Origin of the sequence: Methanosarcina sp. 2.H.A.1B.4 (assembly GCF_000979385.1) — an archaeon.
Taxonomy (GTDB): Archaea; Halobacteriota; Methanosarcinia; order Methanosarcinales; family Methanosarcinaceae; genus Methanosarcina.
In genome coordinates this window covers 1-22371 of the sequence record NZ_JJOV01000087.1, presented here as the reverse complement: position 1 = coordinate 22371, position 22371 = coordinate 1, and the positions used below count along the sequence as shown (strand labels likewise).

Genomic DNA, 22371 nt, shown 5'->3' with positions numbered 1-22371 from the left:
CCATAAATCAAATGTCCATAACAAAATTATAAAATCATTTGTATATATTCAAACAGGAAACTCTTATTATCCGCGGTAATTGTCGGACAGCCTCTTTAGTGGCGGGATTAATCCGTCAACTGTAACAGAATACATTTACTGATAATGGTTTTGTACTTTCGAGGCTATATATTATTGTCAAACTTTGCTCTGGCGGCTGGAAGTGCCACAGAGGTCATTTGACTTTGCTCTGAAACTCCAAGCATAAGGTTCTACAGAGAAGTTCTGCAGGTAAAACTTGAAACGTTGGAAGCGAGAACCAAAGAAATAATGGCTCTTGGGCAGAATAGCCTCGGTTGAAATACCATAGATACCTGCTGTTTCAACGGTGGAAGCTGTCACTAAAACCTGATTTTGTTATTTGCCTTTTTTCCGAAGATACTTGACTGCTATTCTTAATGGCACATTTTCAGCCCTTATACGGATGCCTTTTATCGAGATGTCTTTTTATTACTATGCCATTCCAAACAATTATGCAATCTCATTTATCCACCGAATAATTAGGTATTCCACCTTTACAGGTCTATTTTATCTCGTGCGGGGGAGGTATCCAGACGGGGTGGGGGAGGCACATTATAACGTTTGGATAGAAAGGTGGTTTCAAGGATCAAGCATAGTAAGGAGTCTTTTCTTATAGGTGACAGGTCAGTCACGGCACTGCCTGGTACAGAGGAGAAATCCAGAAGGCAATTTTCGGATATTCGGAATAATAGAGAAACACATCAACCGAGTAATCAGGACCACCCGATAATTAAGGACGAAAATAGAAAGAACTAATCCTTAACCCGGATTCGGTAGGTCTACATTAAAAGGTGAGAATTTACAATGATAACGTTTTTGGGAAAAATATATTTCACAATTTCACTTATTAAGAGGGTTTACAATAGCAGAATAATATTCACCCATAATTTCATAAAAATAAGAGAAATTAGGGGAAGGGAAAAGGGAGATATGCCACAATAACACAGAAGTATATAAAAAAAGTTACAGTGTCGAGCGAAAACATTATATTTAACAAATACCTCTAGAGGTGTTGCAGTTTGCGTTGATGGTCTAGTGGCTATGACTTGGGCCTTCCAAGCCCAAAACCCGGGTTCGAATCCCGGTCGGCGCATTTAACCCTTTTCAAATAGTTTTAAATTATCTTTTCTCTTATTTTGCACTAAGCAAAGACAACATCAGTGCGAGGGTTGCCCAGCCAGGTCAAAGGCGATGGGCTTAGGACCCATTTTCGTAGGAATTCGTGCGTTCGAATCGCACCCCTCGCATTTTCTTTTATTGAAGTGCTCATCCCAAAACTAGTTTTATATTTCACATCCATAATAGTTTCATAATCGTTTTCATGATTGGAAACTGGATTGAGCACTTGAAATTTGAAATTCAGAGACTCAATTTTGAGTTTTGGGATCAGCTCGAAATTAAAAGTAATAAGAAAAACATTCCCATGAATAAGGTCTATTCTGCCGCATCTCTTGGAAAATAGGCACTAACACAATTCAACATCAAACTTGAGATGCAGTAGCTTGAGATTTATACTGTTGAGATGTATCATGATATTGAAAAGTTGAGGGATTTTATAGGAAGAAGCGTAAAACCCCGAAGTCTTTAGCTTCGTGGGATATAAGCGTCAACTTCTACTCTTATTGCTTTTCGATTCTGAAATATCACTTATACTTTTAAATGAATGTAATATTAGATTTTGCTGTCACCACAACCTCACAGTTCATAAGAACGTTGCCGAATTTCAAAGCGAAAACCAAGCGAGGTAACGTTTGAACATCGGGGAGTTGGATAACAGGGCAAGAATCATCCTGTAGGGAACGGGATTAAGGCGGGGAAAGCCGTTAGCCGCTGTGTATCTCAAGTATATCACACTCATGACATTTCACCGAAGGGACTTCGGGTAGAGCCTGCATGACTTGCCTCCAATGGGAGGAAGGATGACTCAGGAAGCCACTAAGTCTTTAGCTTAGTGGTAGTTCACCTTAACTCCTTCTGAAGCTCGGAAGATTGGGATTAACAGGAGTACTTTGAAGAAATTGAAGAGTAGGGTTAAAGAAGGGGAGTTAGTATGAATACAACCTTTCAATTATAGAAGAAATATCATATCGAAGTGGATAAACATCCAAATAAGGTAAAGTAAACCGAGCAGTATCCCAAATGGATAAGCTATGAACCACATGAAAGTAATTTCCGGGTCTTCAAACTTTAAGCTGCTAACTGTAAAAGCAGTATTCGCCCACACATGCCAGAAACTCAGCATTCCAAGAATGTAAAAACCCCAGTGGGAATCGATCAGTATTAAGGCAATACCAGCAAAAGTAACTGGACAAATGATGACTATGTCTGCAAATGACATCCCAAATAGGATTTTCTGCTCATGCCAGTCATCGGTTGACCCATCTGGATTATCCATTGCTTTACCTTTATAGACATTGATCTGGAACCACCAGAGAATAAGTGTAATTGATCCAAACAATAACAAAAGAACATATAATGTCGCTCGTGATAGAAAATCCAGTTCCTGCATATTCTAAGCCTCAATTTTAATTTTAGCAGCAGTTCTTTTGTAGTTCGTATCCTGCATTTGGTGGGGCACATACGATCGAAATATAGTCATTACCATGCAATTGTAATTGCCAGAATGCCGGTTACAAAATTTAAGAAGAACCAGCTGACCCTGAATCTGTTCGTGCTGATATGATACCCCAACTTGTTCTGGTTCCCAATCCAGAACCAATAGCTCAAGCTGTGATATACCATTATTACACCAGGTATCCATATCAACTTAAATGCCCAGGGATAATCAAGGATCAAACCGATAGCTGCAATTCCATATACCCAGCCAATTGATACATCAGCAACAGCTATTGCATGTTCATATACCTTGAACTCAGGAGGCAGTTTCTTTTCCTGCAATCCTATTCTTGTGGCAAAATCCCAATTCAATACAGAGATGAGTTGACCTATCCAATGACAAATGAACCCAACAATGAAAACCAAAATGCCAACAAGAATAGGTAAATTGGAAATCAATTCCATCATAACTCCCCCCCTTATATAGAAAATGTGTTTAACATGTCAAAATGGCCATTCTTTGATTGGAAGGTTTTTCGTTTACCGGATTGTTTTCTATTTATGTGGATCGGTTTTTCCATTCCTTCATATTCTGGTCGAAAATTCAGGTTTCCAGAAAATATCAGGGCTGCTGAAGAGTTTGATCAAAGACCCCGTTTTCACTTCCCTCCAAGGGTTCCCGAGAGTTTCCGAAAAGTCCGTACTTTTTCAGGATCTTTTCTACATAAAGCCAGAAAAATCCAACCAGGCAGCCGATAAACGCCCCTACGATCACATCCGAAGGGTAATGGACTCCTATAAATATCCGGCTCAAACTTACGGTAATGGCAAAAGCCCAGACTAAAAGTTTATACTTCCCTGCCCTTGGATGCAAAAAGGTAGCCAAAGAAAAGGACATAAGGGAATGCCCGCTTGGCATTGAGTATCCTGTGGTACAGGTCACAAAGCGGATGGTTTCAGGCCTTGGAACTTCAAAAACAGGCTTTAGAGCCATTGCTATAGCCCAGGATGACACAAGTAAGGCAAGGAAAAGTATCGTTTCCTGCCTGCCCCTGAAATAAAAGAGAGCCGCAAGAATCAGAAAAAGAAAATAATCGAATTGAAGACTTACAAATAACATAAAAGGGTCCAGAAAGGAAAAAGAGTTCAGAAACATCAGAACATAATAATCAAACTGAGAAAACATTGACAAGCAGAACCCCTCTTAACTTTGCCGAATACCCGGCCTAAAACCGATTATCTTTAATCAATTAGATTAGTTTCGGCTTTCAAACTATTTATTATTTTTATAGTGCCCATATTTTGAATAACCGGATTTTCCCTTACAGAGATTTTCTTGCCAGGTATCTCTCAGAACTGGAATGCGCGACAAGCTTTCCGCCTTCGAGTATGGATACTGAACCATGTCCGCAGCAGACAAGGCATTTCTTTCCCTTTTTTAAGAGTTTGTTATCAAGTTCCAATATAAGGGAAATGAGAGCGTTTCGTTCTTCTCTTGCAAGGTTGCTGTCTACATTTACCGATGTCATGAGATAATCAGCCAGGAAATTGTATTCAGCTCTCTCCGGGCTCAGGCTCCTGAAGTTGATCACGGCGTCCTGAGGGAAGACAAGCCCTTCCTCAGGACAAAGGTAGAAGATTTCCCCATGCATGTGCCCTCCCAGCCCCTGCAGGGCTTCAAACTCAAGGTCCCCTATCCTGAAGTGAGAAATAACCGGAAAAGCACCTCTTTTCTCAAGTTTTTCATCCGGAGCTGAGATTTCAGGAAAAAGGATTACATTTGAGGGAGGGATGAACCTTGAAAAGAGGTTAATCATTTTAGTATAGACCTCTTCCAGGATACAGCCCTGATTGCTGGATCCATAAGCCCTGCTGGTTTCCCGCGTAATTTTCAGGGTTTCGGGGTTAAGGTAAGAGGGAGCCGAAAAATAGCCTGCCGCCCCACAGTGGTCAGCATCTGCATGAGTAATGTAGATTCTTTTAAGCAGGCTCAGGTCCCCAAGCCCGTAGTGCTGAAGCATATTCACGACATCAGGCTGGTATATCCCGTAGCCCGTATCAATCAGGACCCTTTCGTCAGGCGTATCGAAAAGATAGATATTTCCTCCGCAGGGAAGCTGGAAACAGAAAAGTTCAATGCCGTCCTTTACCCAGACCCTCTGCACATCGGCATAAAAGCCATCTCCTGAAGTCCGGCTAAGGGTTTCCCCGACTTTAAGGATGTTCTCAAAGACCTCAACAGGATCTTTCCGCAGGTTTGAGAGCTCCTGAGCAATATGATTGATATCGTGCAGAAATTTCATTAAAAAGGTATCTTCTGCGTTTCCGAGATAGTGCCTCAGTTTCTGGGCAAGACGCAGGTAAAAAACCGTATCATCGAGCTTTTCTCCTGTTATGTCATACTCAACAATCTCAAGCCTGTACTTTGATTTGAGCTGGTTCAGGAGGGCATCTATAAGGCCGGCATTTTCAATGTTCAGGCTCACGACAAGCCTTTCAGGATGCTGCCCCCTATCATCAAAATCAAGGGAAGTGATATTTGCCCCTGAAGAAGTGGTGTGATCCAGGAAATCGAATAAAGCCCCAGGGCAGTTAGGGAGATAAACATTGAATTTAAGATAAGTTACAGGCTGCAGAGAGGTCTGAAGGTAACCTATTCTTTCCAGCTCCCCAAGGATTTTTTGATAAGCCTGTGAAGCAGCCGTTACCTCAAAAAAGACGGTGTTCCTGTCGATCCTCCGGTCATACTGGATCCGGTTGATGTTTCCTTCATACCGCGTGATAATCTCAGCTGCCCTGTGCAGTGCTCCGGGCTTATCAGGCATGCAGGCGATAAAAGAGAACTGTTCCATGAAACATCCCCTGAGCAGATAAAAACCGTTTTTCTGATAACTTAGATAAAATCCTGCCTTACTTTAAGCTTTCCTGTTAACGTGAAAAAGGAGGAGAAATGAAGAGGAGGAGAAATGAAGAGGAGGAGAAATGAAAATGAATAATTCAGCACTCAAGCACAACAGCCCGGAGTCCAAGAGCTCCAAAAACTTCCATGATCTCCGAAAGAGGATTTTCTTTCCTGTAAAAGAGATGAGAACTGCAGGCACAGTCCGTGCATCCAAAGCCCGGAGCTGAATTTCCTCCAAGCCTGCGGGCAAGTTCACACTCAAGCCGGGCAGAAGTACCGGCACAAACTGCCCAGGATAATCTAAACGAAGAGTTCAGATGGAGATAATCCACGTGCCACCTGGGATTCTTATCCCTTTTCAAAGAAAGGTCAATATGTCTTTTCACCCTCTTCATGCCTCCGGATCCGAGAGCCGAACCTGTGTAGATATGAAAACCTTCAGGAAACGAAAACTTACCCTTTTTCCCTACCTCTATTGCACAACCCCGGTTTTCGAACACCAGACAATAAACGCCTTTTTCGGAAAAATCCATTTTTAAGACCTCAATTCTTAAGACCTCGACCTGTTGCCGGAAATCTGATGTTTGTTTTCGGAAACTTTAAATTTGTTTTTGGAAACCTGAAAATACTTTTCAATTAGAGGCACTACAATTTCTTCCAGTATCTCTTTTTCATTCAAGGCTTCAACCCAGGAAGGGGGAACTGCCTCGATCCCAAGCCCTGCCCCGAGAATTCCGCCTGCAACGCTGCTCACCGAATCCGAGTCTCCGGTTATGTTCACTGCGGTTTGAACTGCTTTTTTGTAATCATCAGGGTACCGCAGAATGCAGAAATAAGCAAGTGCAAAGGTTTCATCCGCATACCATCCCTGCCCGATTTTCTGGAGAGCCTCCCCATCAGTCAAATTACTATGAGCCAGTTCATAAGAGCCTTTGAGGGCTTTCGTAAACTCATCAGAAATTCCTTCCGTTGCCCTAAGAAGGAGCAGAAACATTTCTTCGGGGACTATACCGTCAAGAGCCATTTTAACAGCATATGCTCCTGCAACGGATGCAGCATCTGCAGCCGGGTGAATATGAGTAATTCTGCCGGAAAGTGAAGCTGCTTTAACCAGCTTATCAGGATCGTTCCGGAAGATGAAACCAAGGATTCCAACCCGCATGAGGCTTCCGCATGTTTTTGAATTTAGTCCTGACCTGCTCCAGTGAATCCCGTCCCTGAGATTAAGGGCTGCCCCCCTGGTGGTCGCTCCTGCCCCAAGGTCAGGTTCATCCAGCCACAGGATAAGTTCCTCTGCAATCTTATCCATAAGCTCTGGAAGTTCAAGTTCTGCCCCATGCAGGAGCCCTCTGGCAAGCACAAGCATCAACTGGGCATCATCGGTCCAGAAAGCATCAGGAGTCAACTCAAGAATTCCCTGTTCTCCATATATCTCTTTTATCTGCTCAAGGATCAGGTGTTCTACAGGGCGGCCAAGAGCGTCCGCACATGCAGTGCCGAACAGGTAACCGCGGAGTTTGCTTTCGACATTGATAGTTCTTGAGTCCATATTTACCAATTATTTTGTTTTTCTGCAATTAATCGCTTTTAGATTAATACTTTCACCCCGAAAACATAAACAGGATATACATTGAAATGGAAATACAGAACCTGGGTACATCGATAAAAGAACAAAAGATGTAAAAGGGGGAAGATTTCATTGGCAGACGGTGGTTTAATAAGTGAACAGGAAACTCACAAAAACCAAGAGGTAGCAACCACAATAAAGGAAACGGTGAAAGAAGATTATAAATGGATTGCTAAAGGGGACACATATCCTGTAAAAGAGCTGCTTAAAAAAGCCGGGATGCTCTGGGACAGGCAGCATAGAGAGTGGTACAGTAATAAAAAGCTGGATGTCAGGATAGAAGGCATTTATATCATGAGAAAAAAGGCATAAGGTGTTTTTGGATGAATATCAGAATAAATTAGTCAAAAAATTGAGATGAAAAATTAGTGTAAAAAAGGATTGGTGTAAAAAGGAAAAGTGCTCCGATGGGGATTTGAACCCCAGTCGCAGGAGTGAGAGTCCTGAATGATTGGCCGAGCTACACTATCGGAGCACGCTGATAATTATGTTCTGTCCCTAAGACAGCATACGTTCAAGTAATTTATAAAATATAAACCTTTCGCCTGATTCTTGAAAAAATATAAGAATTGCCGGCAAGGAATGGACCCCTGCTCGGCACAAAAAAGGAAAGCCGTTCCCAGACGGGTTAATAATCAGGTTCAGGCTTTCTAATCCGGTTCTCTACAGGCAGATGCTTTCTAAATAAGTTATTCCAACAGGTTACACGAACATGGCCTGAGGAATTGTGGGCGCCTGCACGTTTACAACCTTATCATAAGCTTTAAGGAAGTCTGCCATGGTGATCTGCTGACCGCGTCTGCGCAATACAAATATTCCGGCTTCTTTGACAATTACGCTTATCTCTGCCCCGCTCCTTCCTGACATAGCCTTTGCAAGCTTCTCAAAGTCCACATCATCGGCAAGTTTCATCTTACGGGTGTGGATCTTCAGGATCTCAATCCTGCCTCTTTCATCAGGGAGTGGAATTTCAATTGATCTGTCAAACCTGCCAGGTCTGAGGAGAGCAGGGTCAAGCAGGTCAATCCGGTTGGTTGCCGCAACTACCTTTACGTTGCCTTTCGGATCAAAACCATCCATTTCGGCAAGGAGCTGAAGCATTGTTCTGTTTACCTCTGCCGAGCCGCTGGTCCCATCATATGTCCTCATGCTGCCCACGGCATCGATTTCATCTATGAAGAGGATGCTTGGGGACTTGTCTCTTGCAAGCTGGAAGATATCCTTGACGAGCCTTGAACCTTCCCCTACAAACTTCTGGACGAGGTCGGAACCTGACATTCGGATGAAGGTGGCTTTTGCCTGAGAGGCTATGGCTTTTGCAATCAGAGTCTTCCCCGTACCCGGAGCACCGTGGAGCAGAACGCCGGAGGGAGGTTCGATTCCCAGGTCCTCAAAAAGCTCGGGTTCGGTAAGCGGAAGTTCCACACTTTCACGGACTTCCTGAAGTACATCCTCCAGCCCGCCAATCATGCTGTAGTCCACACCGGGAGAATTGATAAGCTCCATAACCTGAGCTCTCACGTCGGCAGCCCTGCTCACTATGGAAATAATTGAGTAAGCTCCGTTTACAGCAACCCTCATTCCGGGCTCTATTTTTCCTAGACATTCTTCAGGGATCTGCGTAAGGACTTCCTGGTTGTTTCCGTGCTGCCTGATAAGGGCAATTTCCCCGGTAACCTCAAGAATGGTTGCAATGAAAAGTGGAGGTTCAGTAAGCTGTTCCAGATGAGCTTTTAATTTATTGATTTCCTGAAGGTGCCTGCCTGTGGCTACACTGGCTTCAAGGAGCCGGGCCTTCATATTTTCGTTCTGGACCTTAAGTATCTCTATTTCGGTTAAGAGAGATTTCACATCCTCAGGAATGATCTCCCCGCACTCAAGCTGAAACTCTACCCTGGACTTAATATCTTCCAGGGAAGATCTTATGGCACTGTCTTCTGACATTTGAAAACACCTGTTTTGTGGTATAAAATTGATTTGAATATCCTGGTTTCAGGTTAATTGAGTTCTAAACGTGTGTGATCTGGTTGATTTAGTTGATTTGAAGGCAAAAGGTTTACGGATAACCCGGTTTACAGGTAATGGTCTGCGGCTAACAGGGTTTTAGCAATTACCCTGCGGACTTCAGTATACAATTCTTCCGGGATCTGCCTCCACCCCTTCAGGACTTTTACAATAAAGCAAAAGCCTGAAAACGGGCGCCAGGAACAGAACAATACTTTTCATGACTATTGCCCTTTGGAGGGCAATTGCATGTTACCCGGTGCAGACAATTTATACATATGCCTTTTACGGGATAGCGTACACGTATCAAAGGTTAAAATGTAATTGAAGAGGTTCTTATCGTGTTCACAGTATATATAAGATGCCGGGAATAAATATGCATATGTAAATATAAAAATGATATATATAAGTTCCTGTAATACTTGCAGCCCATTGCCAACCCCTATTAAATTACTATTTAATGCTCACTTAATATACATCAGCTTTATTGTTTATTTCAGACTCCCTATTTGTCCTTTCAATTAATTATACGTAATTGTCACTTTTCAATGTCACCGCAGTTCTCCCCTGAAGGGCCAGAATTTAGGAAGTAAAAGCAAAAAATTACGGATTTTTTAAATCGGTCTGCCCTGGAGAAAGAGTTATATAAAAACATTTCGTCAGAAATATGCAAAATTCCGGGCTAAAAAGAAGCTAAGTAGAATAAATAAGTAAAGATGATTAGTAACTTCACCGTGTTTCAGATAAATTAGACATATTTTATATATAATTCTCCCATCTAGATAATAAAAAATATAAAGTCGTCTACATAAATAAAAAATTTAAAGGATAGATTTAATAATAAAAGCATAATATCATTCCACATGCGTGCATCAGAAGATTTTCTAAGAGTAGGCGCAACAGTCACATTTGTTGGCTTTATTATAGTATTATTAGGCATTGTTCTTACAATGTTACAGCATCCTGCAAAAACACAAATGGGCGGACTTATCATGCTCGGACCCATCCCGATAGTATTCGGCTCTGCTCCTGAAATTACAACAAATATGCTTGGGCTTGGGTTATTAATAACGATTCTTTATCTATTCCTGTGGAAGACGAAACGTTGATTGGAAACTTACTTGTTTTGACTGGAATTTTCATTATACTCTTAGGGTTTTTAATGCTTATAATCGGAACAGCCATAGGCATGCGCGAGAATTTCGAACCTGGAAAAGGATATTCAAAAAGAAGAGACCGGTTCGGAAAAGAAGCTGATTCTGGAAATTCATTCGGTTTTGAAGAACTCGATAATAAAGAGCCTCATGCAGGAAAAACCGAGTCAAGGATAAGAAGCGGAGGAGTAATTATGCTCGGCCCGATCCCGATTATCTTCGGAAGCGATGGAGAAAGTGCAAAGACAGCAGCAATCCTTGCGATAATCCTGATGGTTCTCAGCCTGCTTATTTTCAGAGGCATAATATTCTAAATTTGCCTGCATTGCATTCAAACATTTATCTACCCTGTTTTCAAAGCCACCCTGTTTTCAAAGGCACAGAATTTAAAACTGCTTGCCCCCTTAATCCCGTTGTTTCATGACATGCCATTGCCCCATGACATGCTATTGCTTCGATGTACTCCCGCTTCATTATAACATAATAATCTAGGCTGGTAATATAACGGGACTTGGACAACGAGGTGTAATTATTATGCTGCCCTGCTGCAGGGATAGTATCAGGACTGAAAGAGAGTTTTCCGCCATTCAGTTTATAGAAAGGGGGGTCAGGGCGCTTAAACAGCGTACGGACTTAAAGAGCACATTTGAGAATATTAATAGAAGTGGGCCCCGGAACGGAAGCAAATAAACCGGACAAAACCTTATTAAGGTTAAGCCCGATTCATGGCTTATGTTTACGATAATCACAGGCGCGCAGTTCGGTGACGAGGGAAAAGGCAAGATTGTCGACCTTCTTGCAAAAGACTATGATATTGTTGCCCGTTTCCAGGGCGGGAACAACGCAGGCCATACAGTAAAGGTAGGAGATGAGGTCTACAAACTGCACCTGATCCCCTCAGGCATTCTGCTTGATGCCAGGGTACTGATCGGGCCTGGGGTTGTTCTGGACCCGGAGGTTTTAGCCGAAGAAACCGCAATGTTTGAGAAGCACGGGATAAAGGTAAATGCAGGAAAACTCGGGATTGATGCAAAAACAAGTATCATTATGCCTTACCACATAGAAATGGATGGGCTTAGAGAAGCTGCAAGGGCAACGAAAATCGGAACCACCAAGCGCGGAATCGGCTATGCCTATATTGATAAGGTAGCCAGAGACGAGATCCGCATGGCTGAACTTGTGGACAGGGAGCGCTTCCTGGCAAGGCTTGAAGAACTTGCCCCTCAGAAAGAAAAGGAAATCGAGGCAATGGGAGGAGACCCGAAGGTCGTCAGAGATCCGGCCCACATAAAAAGATACCTGGAACTGGGAAAACAGTTTGCTGCCTATATTACTGATGTTTCCAGGGAAATCAATCAGGCTCTTGATGAAGGAAAGAATGTCATGGCTGAAGCCGCCCAGGGCACCCACCTTGACGTTATACACGGAACCCAGAAATTCGTAACCTCTTCTTCCACAATTGCAGGCTCTGCATGTGCCAACCTTGGAGTGGGACCTACGAGGGTGAACAGTGTTATCGCCATAGTAAAAGCCTATATAACAAGAGTTGGAGAAGGGCCGCTACCGACAGAGCTTGCCGGGGAACTGGGAGAAAGGATGCAGAAAGCCGGAGGAGAGTTCGGGACAACTACAGGCAGAGGCAGAAGATGCGGCTGGTTTGACCTCCCACTCCTTAAAAAGGCTATTGCCCTTAACGGATATACGGAAATTTCCCTTACCAAACTGGACGTACTGACAGGCTTTGACCCTCTCAGGATCTGTGTTGGATACAAATATAAAGGAGAAAGCCGGGACTATCCCCCGGAACTTACAGAAGATCTCCGGGACTGCAGTCCGGTGTATGAAGACCTCCCTGGCTGGAAAGCCGACCTGACAGGAGTGAAAGCCTATGAAGAGCTTCCGGAAAATGCCAGAAACTATGTCAGAAGGCTTGAAGAGCTTATGAAAGTCCCTGTCAAATATATATCGGTAGGTCCGGGAAGAGCACAAACCTTTAAAAAAGAATAATGCCATTTAGTAAACCTGCTCGGGATCTTACCGAAAAATGTATATATTAACCAATAAATTTATCAACCCCATTTTCCAGTTTAGACTAAAATCATATTAACCGGCATTATCGGGTCTTCGGACCCAAATTTTAAAGAGTCCGTAGCCAGCTTATAAACCAGCAATGGATTTCTCGGAAGAGCATAAGAGTTACCTCTTTTCGAGAACAAGAGTTACATTCCTGACAGATTCGGGGGGGAAGAATCGGCACTATCGCCCGAACCTGCAAAATTAACTTAATTCGCATAAGGAGGAGAGCATGACAACAGTATTTGATGTTCCTGCAATGGAAATGATCGACAAGCTTGCAGGTATTCTGAAGGAAAATGAAAAGGTAGTTCCCCCCGAATGGGCAGGGAACGTGAAAACCGGGGTTCACAAAGAACTCCCCCCGACCAATGAAGACTGGTGGTACGTCAGGTGCGCAGCAGTCCTCAGAAAGATCTATACCGACGGACCAATCGGAATCGAGAGACTCCGCTCAGTATATGGGGGAAAGAAGGACAAGGGTGTCCAGCCCTCCCGCAAAGCAAAGGGCAGTGGTTCTGTTGCCAGAAAGGCAGTACAGCAGCTTGAAACTGCAGGCTTCCTGCAGAAGGTAAAGGACGGAAGAACAGTATCTGCAAAAGGGCGTTCCATGATGGATAACGCAGCACACGAACTTAAGCAGGAACTGCTCGAAAAGATTCCGGAACTTGCAAAATACTAAAAGAGAAGCTACTTCAGAAAGGGACCTGAGAAATTCGGATCCCCTTTCATATATATTAATAACCAAATTCCAGAAAACCGGTTTTTTCGGTGATTGCCATGTCTAATATGGATGATGAACTCGAAGAAATCCGAAAGAGACGGCTTGCAGAAATTCAGAAACAGCAGGCACCACATCAGCAACCTGATATGCAGGCAGCTTACCAGCAGGAGCAGGCAAGAGCTGAAATGGAAGCTCAGAAGCAGGCTATACTGAGGCAGATCCTGACTCCCGAAGCAAGGGAACGCCTGACAACTCTGAAGATGTCAAGGCCGGCCCTTGGGGAACAGCTTGAGATGCAGCTGATATCGCTTGCCCAGAGTGGAAGGCTCCAGTCTCAAATCGATGACGAGCAGCTGAAATCACTCCTGATGCGGATGCAGCCAACGAAACGCAAGACGTCCATAACCCGGGTTTAAGCACAATGAAAGTCTCGGTCCTCTTTAGTGGAGGTAAGGACAGTTCACTCTCTGCCCTTTTGCTGGAGCCGTTTTTTGAGGTAGAACTCGTAACCTGTAACTTCGGATTGCTCCCTACAGGAGAAATCGCAGCAAAAACTGCTGAGGAGTTACACTTTCCACACAGGGTCCTTTCTCTTGAGCGAGAAATCCTGGAAAAGGCATACGAGATGGTACTGAAAGAAGGGTTTCCGAAAAGCGCTATCAATTATATCCACGAAAGAGCTGTCGAAACTCTTGCTATGGATCCGACAGTAAAAATGATTGCCGACGGAACCAGGCGGGATGACAGGGTCCCAGTGCTTTCGATCTCACAGGTGAGAAGCATTGAAGACCGGCTGGGAGTACAGTATTCCTGCCCCCTTAAAGGATACGGCAAAAAAGTTGTGGATTCTCTTGTCGGATGTTACCTGAATGTTGAACAGGGTCCGAGTGAGAGTACCCAGAAAGCAGATTATGAAACAGAACTCAGAGAGTTAATCCGGCAGAGACAGGGAGAGGAGAGAATAAAGGAACTATTCCCTGTTCATTTCCAGTCCCATGTACTTTCAAGGAAGAGATTTCCCTGAAAAAAGAAGCAGATGAGTTTGAAAACTTGAAGCTTCCCTGAAGAGGGAAATTCTGGAATAAAGATTTATACAATAATCGAGTTATATTCAACCCCTATACTACTGCTGCAGATTAACCACAGAATATATAGGATTTACAGGACATGGTTAACAGACCTGCCGATTCATTCCGGCATGGTAGAGCCGCAATTACGCAAGGGTTGAAATCACAATCAGCTAATTACCGGATATAACTGTAAATTAACAGAATTATTAGATTATATTACTTACAGTCAACAGGTGTGGTCCACTTGAGTCATAACATGAAAGGACAGAAGAAGCGTCTTGCAAAGGCGCACAAACAGAATACGCGAGTCCCTGTGTGGGTTATTGTAAAAACTAACCGGAAGGTAGTGAGTCATCCCAGGCGCAGACACTGGAGAAGAAGAAGTCTGGATGTGAAATAAGCGAGGATGGTGGGAAAAAATGGCAGACGACATGGTAAAAGAACAGATATATACGATTCCCCTCAGAGAGGCAAGGAAAGTCCCTATATGGAAAAGAGCCAACAGGGCAGTTATTGAAGTAAGGGATTATCTCGTAAGGCACATGAAAACCGAATTGACGCAGGTTAAGCTGGACAAATCCATCAATGAACGTCTCTGGGAAAAAGGCTGTGAAAAGCCACCTCTCTCAATCCGAGTACGGGCTGTGAAGTTCGCAGATGGTGAAGTACAGGCAGAGCTTGCCCAGTAAATATATACCAGGAAAGCGAAAAGTCAAAGAATATGATCAGAACAGTGGATATCTACGATACCCCGGTTATCGGGGTCTTTTCAACCTGTACCGAAGATATTGCCCTCGTTCCCCCTATGGCAACCCCAGAGGTCTGCACTATACTCGAAGAGGTGCTGGATGTAAGGGTCATCGAGACTCTTATAAATGGAAGCATTGTAGTGGGAGCCCTTTCAAGAGGCAACTCAAATGGTATTCTGCTTCCATACGGATCCAATGTCGAAGAGATGCAGAGACTCACAGGAGTTCCTGCGGGCACCCTTCCGGACAGGCTGAATGCAGTTGGAAACATCGTGCTGGCAAACGATTCCGCAGCCCTTGTACACCCAGAGCTGTCAGATATGGCTCTGGAAGCCATTGCCAGAACCCTTAAGGTAGACGTTTACAGGGGAACAATTGCCGGGATTAAAAATGTAGGGATGGCAGGAACCGTTACAAATAAAGGGCTTCTGGTACATCCTAAAGTGACAGCTTCAGAAAGAGAAGCTCTGGAAAAGATCTTCGGACTTCCGGTAAACATAGGGACTACTAACTTCGGGACCCAGATGCTTGGCTCAGGTCTGCTTGCGAACTCAAAGAGCTTTGTAGCAGGCTCCGAAACAACCGGACCGGAACTCGGGAGAATTGAAGAAGCCCTTGGGTTCCTGGAATGAGCATCAAATCATCCATCTGTTCCAGAACAAAGTTACAGCAAGAGAGTGGTAATGATGAAGAGTTTTATTGTCAAAGGCACGTTTAAAGCAGGAAACAGCTGGGAAAACTTCACAAAGAAGGTCGAAAGCCAGAATGAAAAGAATGCAACCGATAAGACATATTCGATCTTCGGAAGCAAACACAGAGTTAAAAGAAACCAGATCCAGATCGAAAGCATAGCTGAGGAGTGAAGGATATGGCAGAAGTCAGTGAAGAGATCAGGAATCTGGCAGCCAGGCATCAGGAATTCCAGAGGCAGGCTGAAGCGCTCAGACAGGAGATGAGCATGGTACAGGCTTCCATTTCCAGCTGCGATCAGACCATTGTGACAATAAATGAGCTGAAAGCAGCTTCAGAAGCAGGCAAAGCTGCGGAAACAATGGTTCCGGTAGGTTTTGGTTCCTATGTTTATGCTGAAGTCAAAAACGCAGATCGAGTCGTTGTTAATCTCGGAGCAGGCTTCAGTGCAGAGGAAACTGCAGAAGGAGCTATCGAAACTCTGAACCGTCGCAAAGAGCAGCTTACGAAAATATTTGAACAGATGAATGCTTCACTGACTAAATTCGCACAGGGGATGCAGGCCCTTGAAGCAGAAGCTGCAAAACTTCAACCTGGCCAGGCCTGAAAAATGCCCTGGCTCAGGCACAGATACCGTATTAGTGAAACTTATAAACCTTATTTAAGAGTCGAATAATATCATTAACTTTAATTATTCTATCAACTCTAATACTATTCCATCAACTCTGATTATCTCATTAATTTCAATTACTTCATTAAACTTTAATTACCTATTTTTTACTGAATCTTTTCGGGATGGATCCTGTGTTCAACAAATTTAAAGAGAAACTTGGGAGTTTTAAGAAGGCGCTCAGCAAAACGATTGATGAAAAGGCAGTAGAAGTCGAACCAGTAGTCGTTGAGCAGGCGTCTGTAAGCGAAGAAAGCCTCGAAGAGGAAATTGAGCCGATAATTGAGGAAAAGACCATCGAGGCTGCCCTGAAAGAAGAAAGTCCCGAAGCCGAAACGGTTACTGCTTCTCCGGGTATCGCCCATATTCCGATAGAAGATCTGAAGAAGGCGGAATACAGGAAAAAGCTTGAAGACAGAAAGAAGGTTGAAGGGAAAAAAGTAGAGGAAGAGAAGCCCCCTGAAGAGAAAAAGTCTTTTTTCAAAAAGGTCGTCCCGAAAGTCGGGTTTGCTCAGAAAGCTAAAGCCCTTGTTTTTAATAGAGAAGTCTACCTGGATAGCAAGGATCTTGAAGAGCCGATGTGGGAGCTTGAAATGGGTCTCCTTGAAAGTGACCTTGCCCTCTCGGTTTCCGAGGCTATTGTTGAGTCTGTGAAAAACCAGCTCACAGGCACTACAAAACGGATTGGAAGCAATACAGGAGAAATAGTTGAAGCAGCCCTGAAGAAAGCAATCCTTGATGTTGTATCTGCTAATACCTTTGATTTTGATGATTATGTAAAAAACAGGCAAAAGCCAGTTCATATTGTCTTTGTAGGGATTAACGGAACCGGAAAAACAACATCCATTTCAAAGATGACACACAGACTGCTTAAATCGGATTATTCGGTAGTTCTTGCTGCAGGAGACACATTCAGGGCAGGCGCTATTGACCAGCTGGGAATTCATGCAAGCAGGCTTGGGGTAAAGATGATTAAGCATCAGGCTGGAGCCGACCCGGCAGCTGTTATTTATGATGCTGTCCAGTATGCAAAAGCGCATAAAATCGATTTTGTGCTCTCTGACACGGCAGGCCGCATGCACACAAACATGAACCTTATGGCACAGATGGAGAAGATCTGCAGGGTAAGCTCTCCAGACCTTATAATCTTCGTGGACGAAGCCGTAGCCGGAAACGATGCGGTAGAAAGGGCGGCCCAGTTTAATGAGGCTGTCCCTATTGACGGGTCCATCCTGACAAAAATCGATGCAGATTCCAAAGGAGGAGCTGCCATATCCATTGCTTACATCACAGGCAAACCTATTCTCTTTTTTGGGATGGGACAGGGCTACGAAGACCTGAAAAAATTCGATCCCGATTGGTTTGTGGACCAGCTTTTCAACCAGTAAAAATCACTCAAGCAGCAAGCGATCAGTAAACTGAAGAATTCCCGGAAAAGAAAGAGCGCACTTACTCTTGCAGCCCAACCTGTTTTCCGGGAATAACTGCAAAATACGGCATTGCAGCAAATAATAATAATAAAAAGAAGAGAAAAAGAAGAACAATAATATTGCAAGTTTATTTAGAAAAGAAGAGAAACTTCAGGAATCTGAAAGTTTCTAAATTTTAAGGTTCTTCAGGAATTATAATCCAGGCTATAATATAACCAACTATTCCAACCCCATTCAGAGAAAAGAGCGCCCATAAAAGCCTTATGAGCGTAGGGTCCACATCAAGGTATTCACCTATGCCCCCACATACTCCGGCAATGATCCTGTTCTTCTTTGACCTGTACAATTTCTTCATATGATTACCTCTACTCCAGGAAAACACTCTAAGTTACCTGAAAAATATCCAATCATCTAATTATACCGGGTTTCATTTGAGTCCCCCTGATATAAGGAATTGTTAATATAAGATTTATAAGTGACTCCCCATTTTTCGGAGTATGTCGAAGTTCACCGAAATTTCGGCTTTAAACGTAGTCTATGAATCAAGACTGGCTTTTCTATCAGATACTTACCCACTCACTCATTATCTCTTCAGAGAACAGGTTTTCCCCGACAGCCCGCACATACACCCTGAAAGTCTTGCCTCCGGGAACTCTGAGCCCTTTTGCAACAAACTGGTAAGATTCTTCCGGCTCCACATTTACAGGATCACTTTCTATCTGGTCCCAGGCCCTGATTTCATCATCAGCCTGAAGGGAAACATAAATGGTGGTATCTTCAGCTATTTCGGAACCCACATTTCTCAGAGTAACGTTAACGTCCACCACCCCTTCTTTTTGCGAGTACTCACACTGGGCATTGAAATCAAGATTGACAAGAGGTCTTCGGTACACAGGGATGACCTGGACGGACTCATCTTTATACTCATCAGGCATCTCCCCTATCTGCCAGTTGCTTCCCGTAGTTTCCAGATAGTAGTAGTGATTGTTTTGATATTCGAAACTCCTGCCTTTTGTTTCAGGGTCACACTTTATTCCGAGAGCCATGTGCTCCGGGAGTTCGAGGAGGACTACATCGTAGCCCATCTCCTGCAGGATTGCTACGGAAAGAATGGAGGTATCCTCACAGTCTCCACCGTTATCATAGAGGGTCTCATAAGGAAAACGGGGGTACTGGTCATATCCGGAACTTGCTACGTCTGATGTGTAGTTAAGGGATTGGATAAAAGAAACACAAAGACCCGGCACCTTGTTTTCTTCAAGCCCGTACTCCTTTGAAAGGGATAAAAGAGTATCTGCAATATTTTTAATTAGCCAGTCATCATATGGGTCAGAAGCAAAAAGGTCATATTCCCTTTTGCGTGTCCTTGATTCATACGTGTCATAAAGCTTATCGTCAAGCAGTAAAGTAAGGTACCATTTGTAGCCTTCATAATTCCAGGAGTAAGTTCTGGACGATTTCCCTGGTGCTACGGATTCTTCCGCGACCAGGCTACTGGAAGGTTCAAGATTCTTATTCTCTGCTCCCGGCAGGTTCTTCTGTAGTCCTTTGTTGCCAGAATCTCCGGATACCTCAGAAAAAGGCCAGAAGAAAAGAACCCCGGCCATATAAACGAGTAAGAAAAGAAAAATCAGTTTAGTTCTAGCTTTCATAATTAACGCCCATCCGGAAACGCATTAATTAAATTTCCAGAGATCCTCTCTTAAGTGAGACTCTATCGGATTCAGTTCCATCAGATCTTCAGGATATGGTTCGAAAAAGGTCTGATGCATAAGATAGTCGTTATCAAATCGTGCGACCCATGCCCTGATTATATTTATTGCAGGACAAATGGAGACCTTTCCTCCCCTGTACTTTTGGACCCAGTCTAAAAACAGGGCCTTCTCACGGCTCGAAAGTTTATCTGAAAAATACCCGAATGCATGCATTAACACATTGATGGTTGAGGTATATCTGGGAGCACTGGAGAGAGCATTGTACAGGTGCGCCTCATAATCGGAAGCCAGCTCTTTGAAGGGCTTGCCTTCTCTGTTTGCGGTAATCGCCCCTAATTTACGGAGCTCGGCCTGACTATAAGCCATAAGAAGAAGTTTATTCTCTGTGTGGAAACTTATCAGATCCTTCATACTACCTTTAACCTTTACTTCTCGAAAAGCTGCAAATGTAAAGAGTTTTGCCAGGAAATGCTCTTTAATCCGGGCATTCCGGAGTCTGCCTTCATCTTCAATAGGGAGGAAAGGGTACCTTTTCAGAACTGCACCCCCTAAGTACCCTGAAGTTTTCCCAACTGCCCCTTTTCCCTCAACAGCCGGATAAACCTTTACGTCCTTGAGCCCACAGGAGGGAGACCTGAACTTCAGGATGAAGCCGTCCACATCTTCTATAGAGTCAAGGAAACGAGTACAGAAAGTAATCATATCTTCGGTGACATCCTTCCCGCTCGAGGGTTGAACAAGCCTGTGTTCTCCTCTGTCAAGGACTATTCTCACAGGGGTTCTTGGAACTCCAAGCCCGATCTCTACTTCTGCACAGACAGGCAGGAAATCAACGTATTCCTTAAGTTTTGCCACTACAGGACTACTAATCATATCTCCGTTATATCGGCAGTGGTCGAATTCAAGGCATCTGCTGACAACAACCTTCGGCCTGGAAAACTCTCTCATTTAACCCCCATACAAAAAGGAGTTGCTTACATAAATTGCTTTTCAGACAAAAAGAAGCATGAGACGTATTTAGGATATAAGCTAAAATATTATAAAAAGAGATTATAAAAGCAGTATTTCCAGAAAGAAGAGCTTTTTTCCTTTATCCGATTCTGAGTATAGTGAAATAAATAGATAAGATACATATAAATATCTAAATTGGTGATTTTATTTGGGGGAACATTATGGCTGATATTTTGAGATTATCACCCGTTATTTGTGCATATCCAGACGATACATCAACTACCCCTGAGCTAAAGACTCCGGAGTTTCCTGCTGAGGTTTTATGAAAATTTGAAGATGGAAGGGGTTCTTCTAGGGATAGAAAAGGAAAAATCGTTCTTAAAAGGTTATAGATGACGGTTTTTAAGTAAAAGCCACCAAAAAGGGGCTGTATAATATGTGGACAGCTATGACGTATGCTGCCTTATAAGCCCGGAAAAAGCTACTGCAAACTATTCAAACGGAGTACTGAAAGTCACTGTGCCTTATCAGCAGCCTTTTGAAAATTCAGTGGACGTAAAGATTGAGTAAGCAGATACTTGATACTGTTAGGTTGCATAATTTTTCAAGGAGGGGGAATTTGAATGGAAAATCCTGTACCCAAGATAATAAAAACCCCGATTATTGCCATGTATCACGATGATACACATGAAAGCCTTACTATAGAGCTTGAACTTCCGGACGTCATGGACGAGCATATAACTCTTGTAATGCATGAAAACAGTTTTTACCTTAAAGCCTACAGTGAAACTGTTGAATACCTGGGATCTTTTTTTCTGGACGGGCCTGTAGACCCGGAAAAAGCTATTGCAGTGAACAATAAGGGAATGCTCACTATAACAGTCCCATATAAAGAAGGATTTGTTTGCGCAAGATATGTTCCGATAGAGTGAAAACTTGAAGATAGCAAAAAGCGCCGTGCAGAGGAAAAAATCCGAAAAGACTTAATGTTATATCCAATCAACTTTTATTATATTTAACTCTAAGGCGGGAAGTCCCCTTCCTCGGAGGGCGAAGTCCGACAGGTGGGGGATGAAAGCCGTCAACTTCATTATAGTAAGTTTAACAAAACCTCTATATCTATTTAAAACATATAATCTATAGTATGTTAAAAGCCTACAAATACCGAATATACCCTAACCAAAAACAAAAGGAAATGATAAAAATTCATTTTGGCGCGTGTAGATTTGTCTATAACTGGGCTTTAGAACAGAAAATAAAAACTTATGAACAAACCAAGAAATCAATATCAAGGTTTGATTTACAGCACATTTTAGTCCATGAAGTAAAACCTTCTAACGAATGGTTAAAAGAAGCTAATTCACAGGCCCTACTTGCCTCTCTAGTAAATGTAGAATCAGCATTTACGAAATTTTTTAGAGAGAAATCTGGATTTCCCAATTTCAAATCTAAGAAAAATCCAGTACAGTCTTATCAGATGCCTCAACATTACTCGGTAGATTTCGAGAAGCAGATAATTAAGCTTCCAAAAATAGGTGAAGTCAAAACCATACTTCATAGAAGGTTTGAAGGCAAACTTAAAACCGCAACAATTTCAAGATCAAGTACAGGAAAATATTATATCAGTATCCTTGTAGATAATGAAAACGATATTCCTAATAAGCAGAACTTTTCAGAATCAACTACAATAGGTATTGATGTAGGCATCAAAGATTTTGCGGTTATATCAAATGGAGAAAAGGTTGAAAATCCAAAATATCTTCAAAATTCTCTAAAAAGAATGAAAGTTCTCCAAAAAAGAGTGTCTAGAAAAGTTAAGGGTTCTAAGAATAGGAATAAGGCTATACAGCATCTTTCAAAAATCCATGAAACTATTAGCAATCAGAGAAATAATTTTCAACATCAACTCTCTTTTAGACTGATTAGCGAGAACCAAGCTGTAGCACTGGAAACTCTGAATGTTAAAGGTATGGTAAAAAATCATTGTCTGGCTCAA

General features: G+C 42.9%; 27 protein-coding genes and 3 tRNA genes. 19 read left to right on the top strand and 11 right to left on the bottom strand.

The genetic code is table 11. The features are described from left to right. Positions 1-864: 864 nt before the first annotated feature. The 3 genes from EO92_RS17935 to EO92_RS14400 all read left to right on the top strand — a co-directional run bounded on the left by EO92_RS17935 (position 865) and on the right by EO92_RS14400 (position 1307). Entirely contained in the window at positions 865-1002 is a 138-nt protein-coding gene (locus EO92_RS17935) for a hypothetical protein (RefSeq protein ID WP_156165843.1), read from the top strand. A 79-nt stretch (positions 1003-1081) separates the two neighbouring features. After that, positions 1082-1153: transfer RNA gene (locus EO92_RS14405), tRNA-Gly, on the top strand. A gap of 69 nt (positions 1154-1222) precedes the next feature. Then, a tRNA-Leu gene (locus EO92_RS14400) sits at positions 1223-1307 on the top strand. An 821-nt stretch (positions 1308-2128) separates the two neighbouring features. Here EO92_RS14400 and EO92_RS14395 read toward each other — a convergent pair. The 6 genes from EO92_RS14395 to EO92_RS14370 form a co-directional block, all read right to left on the bottom strand. Next, complete coding sequence (locus EO92_RS14395; protein WP_048172588.1) at positions 2129-2569, bottom strand: hypothetical protein; 441 nt, start codon at positions 2567-2569, stop codon at positions 2129-2131. Between the two features lie 89 nt (positions 2570-2658). Continuing rightward, positions 2659-3084, bottom strand: coding sequence for a hypothetical protein (locus EO92_RS14390; RefSeq protein ID WP_048161050.1), 426 nt, complete (start codon positions 3082-3084; stop codon positions 2659-2661). A gap of 154 nt (positions 3085-3238) precedes the next feature. Further along, positions 3239-3736: a phosphatase PAP2 family protein gene (locus EO92_RS16825; protein ID WP_162197481.1), complete on the bottom strand. Its 498-nt coding sequence runs from the start codon at positions 3734-3736 to the stop codon at positions 3239-3241. 202 nt (positions 3737-3938) lie between these two features. Further along, entirely contained in the window at positions 3939-5468 is a 1530-nt protein-coding gene (locus tag EO92_RS14380; protein ID WP_048172586.1) for an MBL fold metallo-hydrolase, read from the bottom strand. A gap of 145 nt (positions 5469-5613) precedes the next feature. After that, complete coding sequence (locus EO92_RS14375) at positions 5614-6051, bottom strand: DUF123 domain-containing protein (RefSeq protein WP_048161052.1); 438 nt, start codon at positions 6049-6051, stop codon at positions 5614-5616. Positions 6052-6068: 17 nt separating this feature from the next. Beyond that, the gene (locus EO92_RS14370) at positions 6069-7067 is read right to left on the bottom strand and encodes an ADP-ribosylglycohydrolase family protein (protein WP_048172596.1); all 999 of its coding nucleotides are present in this window, start codon (positions 7065-7067) and stop codon (positions 6069-6071) included. A gap of 150 nt (positions 7068-7217) precedes the next feature. Here EO92_RS14370 and EO92_RS14365 point away from each other — a divergent pair, with 150 nt between their 5' ends. After that, entirely contained in the window at positions 7218-7457 is a 240-nt protein-coding gene (locus EO92_RS14365) for a hypothetical protein (protein ID WP_048161053.1), read from the top strand. Positions 7458-7545: 88 nt separating this feature from the next. Here the strand turns inward: EO92_RS14365 and EO92_RS14360 are convergent. Next, positions 7546-7620, bottom strand: a tRNA-Glu gene (locus EO92_RS14360). A 227-nt stretch (positions 7621-7847) separates the two neighbouring features. After that, a complete protein-coding gene (locus EO92_RS14355; RefSeq protein ID WP_048136015.1) occupies positions 7848-9089 on the bottom strand; it encodes a proteasome-activating nucleotidase in 1242 nt (413 codons plus the stop codon). Between the two features lie 923 nt (positions 9090-10012). On the opposite strand from EO92_RS14355, the gene EO92_RS14350 reads away from it, so the two are divergent. The 12 genes from EO92_RS14350 to ftsY all read left to right on the top strand — a co-directional run bounded on the left by EO92_RS14350 (position 10013) and on the right by ftsY (position 17667). Then, positions 10013-10258 carry a DUF131 domain-containing protein gene (locus tag EO92_RS14350; RefSeq protein WP_048136017.1) on the top strand — a complete coding sequence of 82 codons (246 nt, stop codon included), beginning with the start codon at positions 10013-10015 and terminating at the stop codon, positions 10256-10258. 53 nt (positions 10259-10311) lie between these two features. Beyond that, positions 10312-10617 carry a DUF131 domain-containing protein gene (locus tag EO92_RS14345; protein ID WP_235283352.1) on the top strand — a complete coding sequence of 102 codons (306 nt, stop codon included), beginning with the start codon at positions 10312-10314 and terminating at the stop codon, positions 10615-10617. Between the two features lie 418 nt (positions 10618-11035). Further along, the gene (locus tag EO92_RS14340; RefSeq protein WP_048172581.1) at positions 11036-12310 is read left to right on the top strand and encodes an adenylosuccinate synthase; all 1275 of its coding nucleotides are present in this window, start codon (positions 11036-11038) and stop codon (positions 12308-12310) included. Positions 12311-12608: 298 nt separating this feature from the next. Further along, positions 12609-13058, top strand: a complete 450-nt coding sequence (locus EO92_RS14335; RefSeq protein ID WP_048136024.1) for a 30S ribosomal protein S19e — start codon at positions 12609-12611, stop codon at positions 13056-13058. Positions 13059-13147: 89 nt separating this feature from the next. Beyond that, the gene (locus EO92_RS14330) at positions 13148-13516 is read left to right on the top strand and encodes a DNA-binding protein (protein WP_048136026.1); all 369 of its coding nucleotides are present in this window, start codon (positions 13148-13150) and stop codon (positions 13514-13516) included. 5 nt (positions 13517-13521) lie between these two features. Then, the gene (locus tag EO92_RS14325) at positions 13522-14124 is read left to right on the top strand and encodes a tRNA (5-methylaminomethyl-2-thiouridylate)-methyltransferase (RefSeq protein WP_048136028.1); all 603 of its coding nucleotides are present in this window, start codon (positions 13522-13524) and stop codon (positions 14122-14124) included. A 290-nt stretch (positions 14125-14414) separates the two neighbouring features. Further along, entirely contained in the window at positions 14415-14570 is a 156-nt protein-coding gene (locus tag EO92_RS17270) for a 50S ribosomal protein L39e (RefSeq protein ID WP_011024005.1), read from the top strand. Positions 14571-14589: 19 nt separating this feature from the next. Next, positions 14590-14859 carry a 50S ribosomal protein L31e gene (locus EO92_RS14320; RefSeq protein ID WP_048136030.1) on the top strand — a complete coding sequence of 90 codons (270 nt, stop codon included), beginning with the start codon at positions 14590-14592 and terminating at the stop codon, positions 14857-14859. A gap of 32 nt (positions 14860-14891) precedes the next feature. Next, complete coding sequence (locus EO92_RS14315; RefSeq protein ID WP_048172578.1) at positions 14892-15551, top strand: translation initiation factor IF-6; 660 nt, start codon at positions 14892-14894, stop codon at positions 15549-15551. A 54-nt stretch (positions 15552-15605) separates the two neighbouring features. Next, the gene (gene rpl18a, locus EO92_RS14310) at positions 15606-15782 is read left to right on the top strand and encodes a 50S ribosomal protein L18Ae (RefSeq protein ID WP_369793160.1); all 177 of its coding nucleotides are present in this window, start codon (positions 15606-15608) and stop codon (positions 15780-15782) included. Between the two features lie 5 nt (positions 15783-15787). After that, positions 15788-16216, top strand: coding sequence for a prefoldin subunit alpha (gene pfdA / locus EO92_RS14305; RefSeq protein WP_048136036.1), 429 nt, complete (start codon positions 15788-15790; stop codon positions 16214-16216). 197 nt (positions 16217-16413) lie between these two features. Next, complete coding sequence (gene ftsY / locus EO92_RS14300) at positions 16414-17667, top strand: signal recognition particle-docking protein FtsY (protein WP_048172593.1); 1254 nt, start codon at positions 16414-16416, stop codon at positions 17665-17667. 217 nt (positions 17668-17884) lie between these two features. Here ftsY and EO92_RS14295 read toward each other — a convergent pair whose 3' ends face one another. The 3 genes from EO92_RS14295 to EO92_RS14285 all read right to left on the bottom strand — a co-directional run bounded on the left by EO92_RS14295 (position 17885) and on the right by EO92_RS14285 (position 20372). Further along, on the bottom strand, positions 17885-18064 hold the full coding sequence (locus EO92_RS14295) for a PspC domain-containing protein (RefSeq protein WP_048172573.1): 180 nt from the start codon (positions 18062-18064) through the stop codon (positions 17885-17887). A 205-nt stretch (positions 18065-18269) separates the two neighbouring features. Further along, complete coding sequence (locus EO92_RS14290) at positions 18270-19361, bottom strand: hypothetical protein (protein ID WP_048163644.1); 1092 nt, start codon at positions 19359-19361, stop codon at positions 18270-18272. Between the two features lie 24 nt (positions 19362-19385). After that, positions 19386-20372 (bottom strand): DUF523 and DUF1722 domain-containing protein, encoded by a 987-nt coding sequence (locus tag EO92_RS14285; RefSeq protein WP_048163642.1) that lies wholly within the window; start codon positions 20370-20372, stop codon positions 19386-19388. Positions 20373-20813: 441 nt separating this feature from the next. On the opposite strand from EO92_RS14285, the gene EO92_RS18680 reads away from it, so the two are divergent. The 3 genes from EO92_RS18680 to EO92_RS14270 all read left to right on the top strand — a co-directional run. After that, positions 20814-20945, top strand: a complete 132-nt coding sequence (locus EO92_RS18680) for an Hsp20/alpha crystallin family protein (protein WP_235283351.1) — start codon at positions 20814-20816, stop codon at positions 20943-20945. Positions 20946-20998: 53 nt separating this feature from the next. Further along, positions 20999-21307 (top strand): Hsp20/alpha crystallin family protein, encoded by a 309-nt coding sequence (locus tag EO92_RS14275; protein ID WP_048163641.1) that lies wholly within the window; start codon positions 20999-21001, stop codon positions 21305-21307. 212 nt (positions 21308-21519) lie between these two features. Next, on the top strand, positions 21520-22371 hold an 852-nt coding region (locus EO92_RS14270), incomplete at its 3' end, for an RNA-guided endonuclease TnpB family protein (protein WP_048172591.1).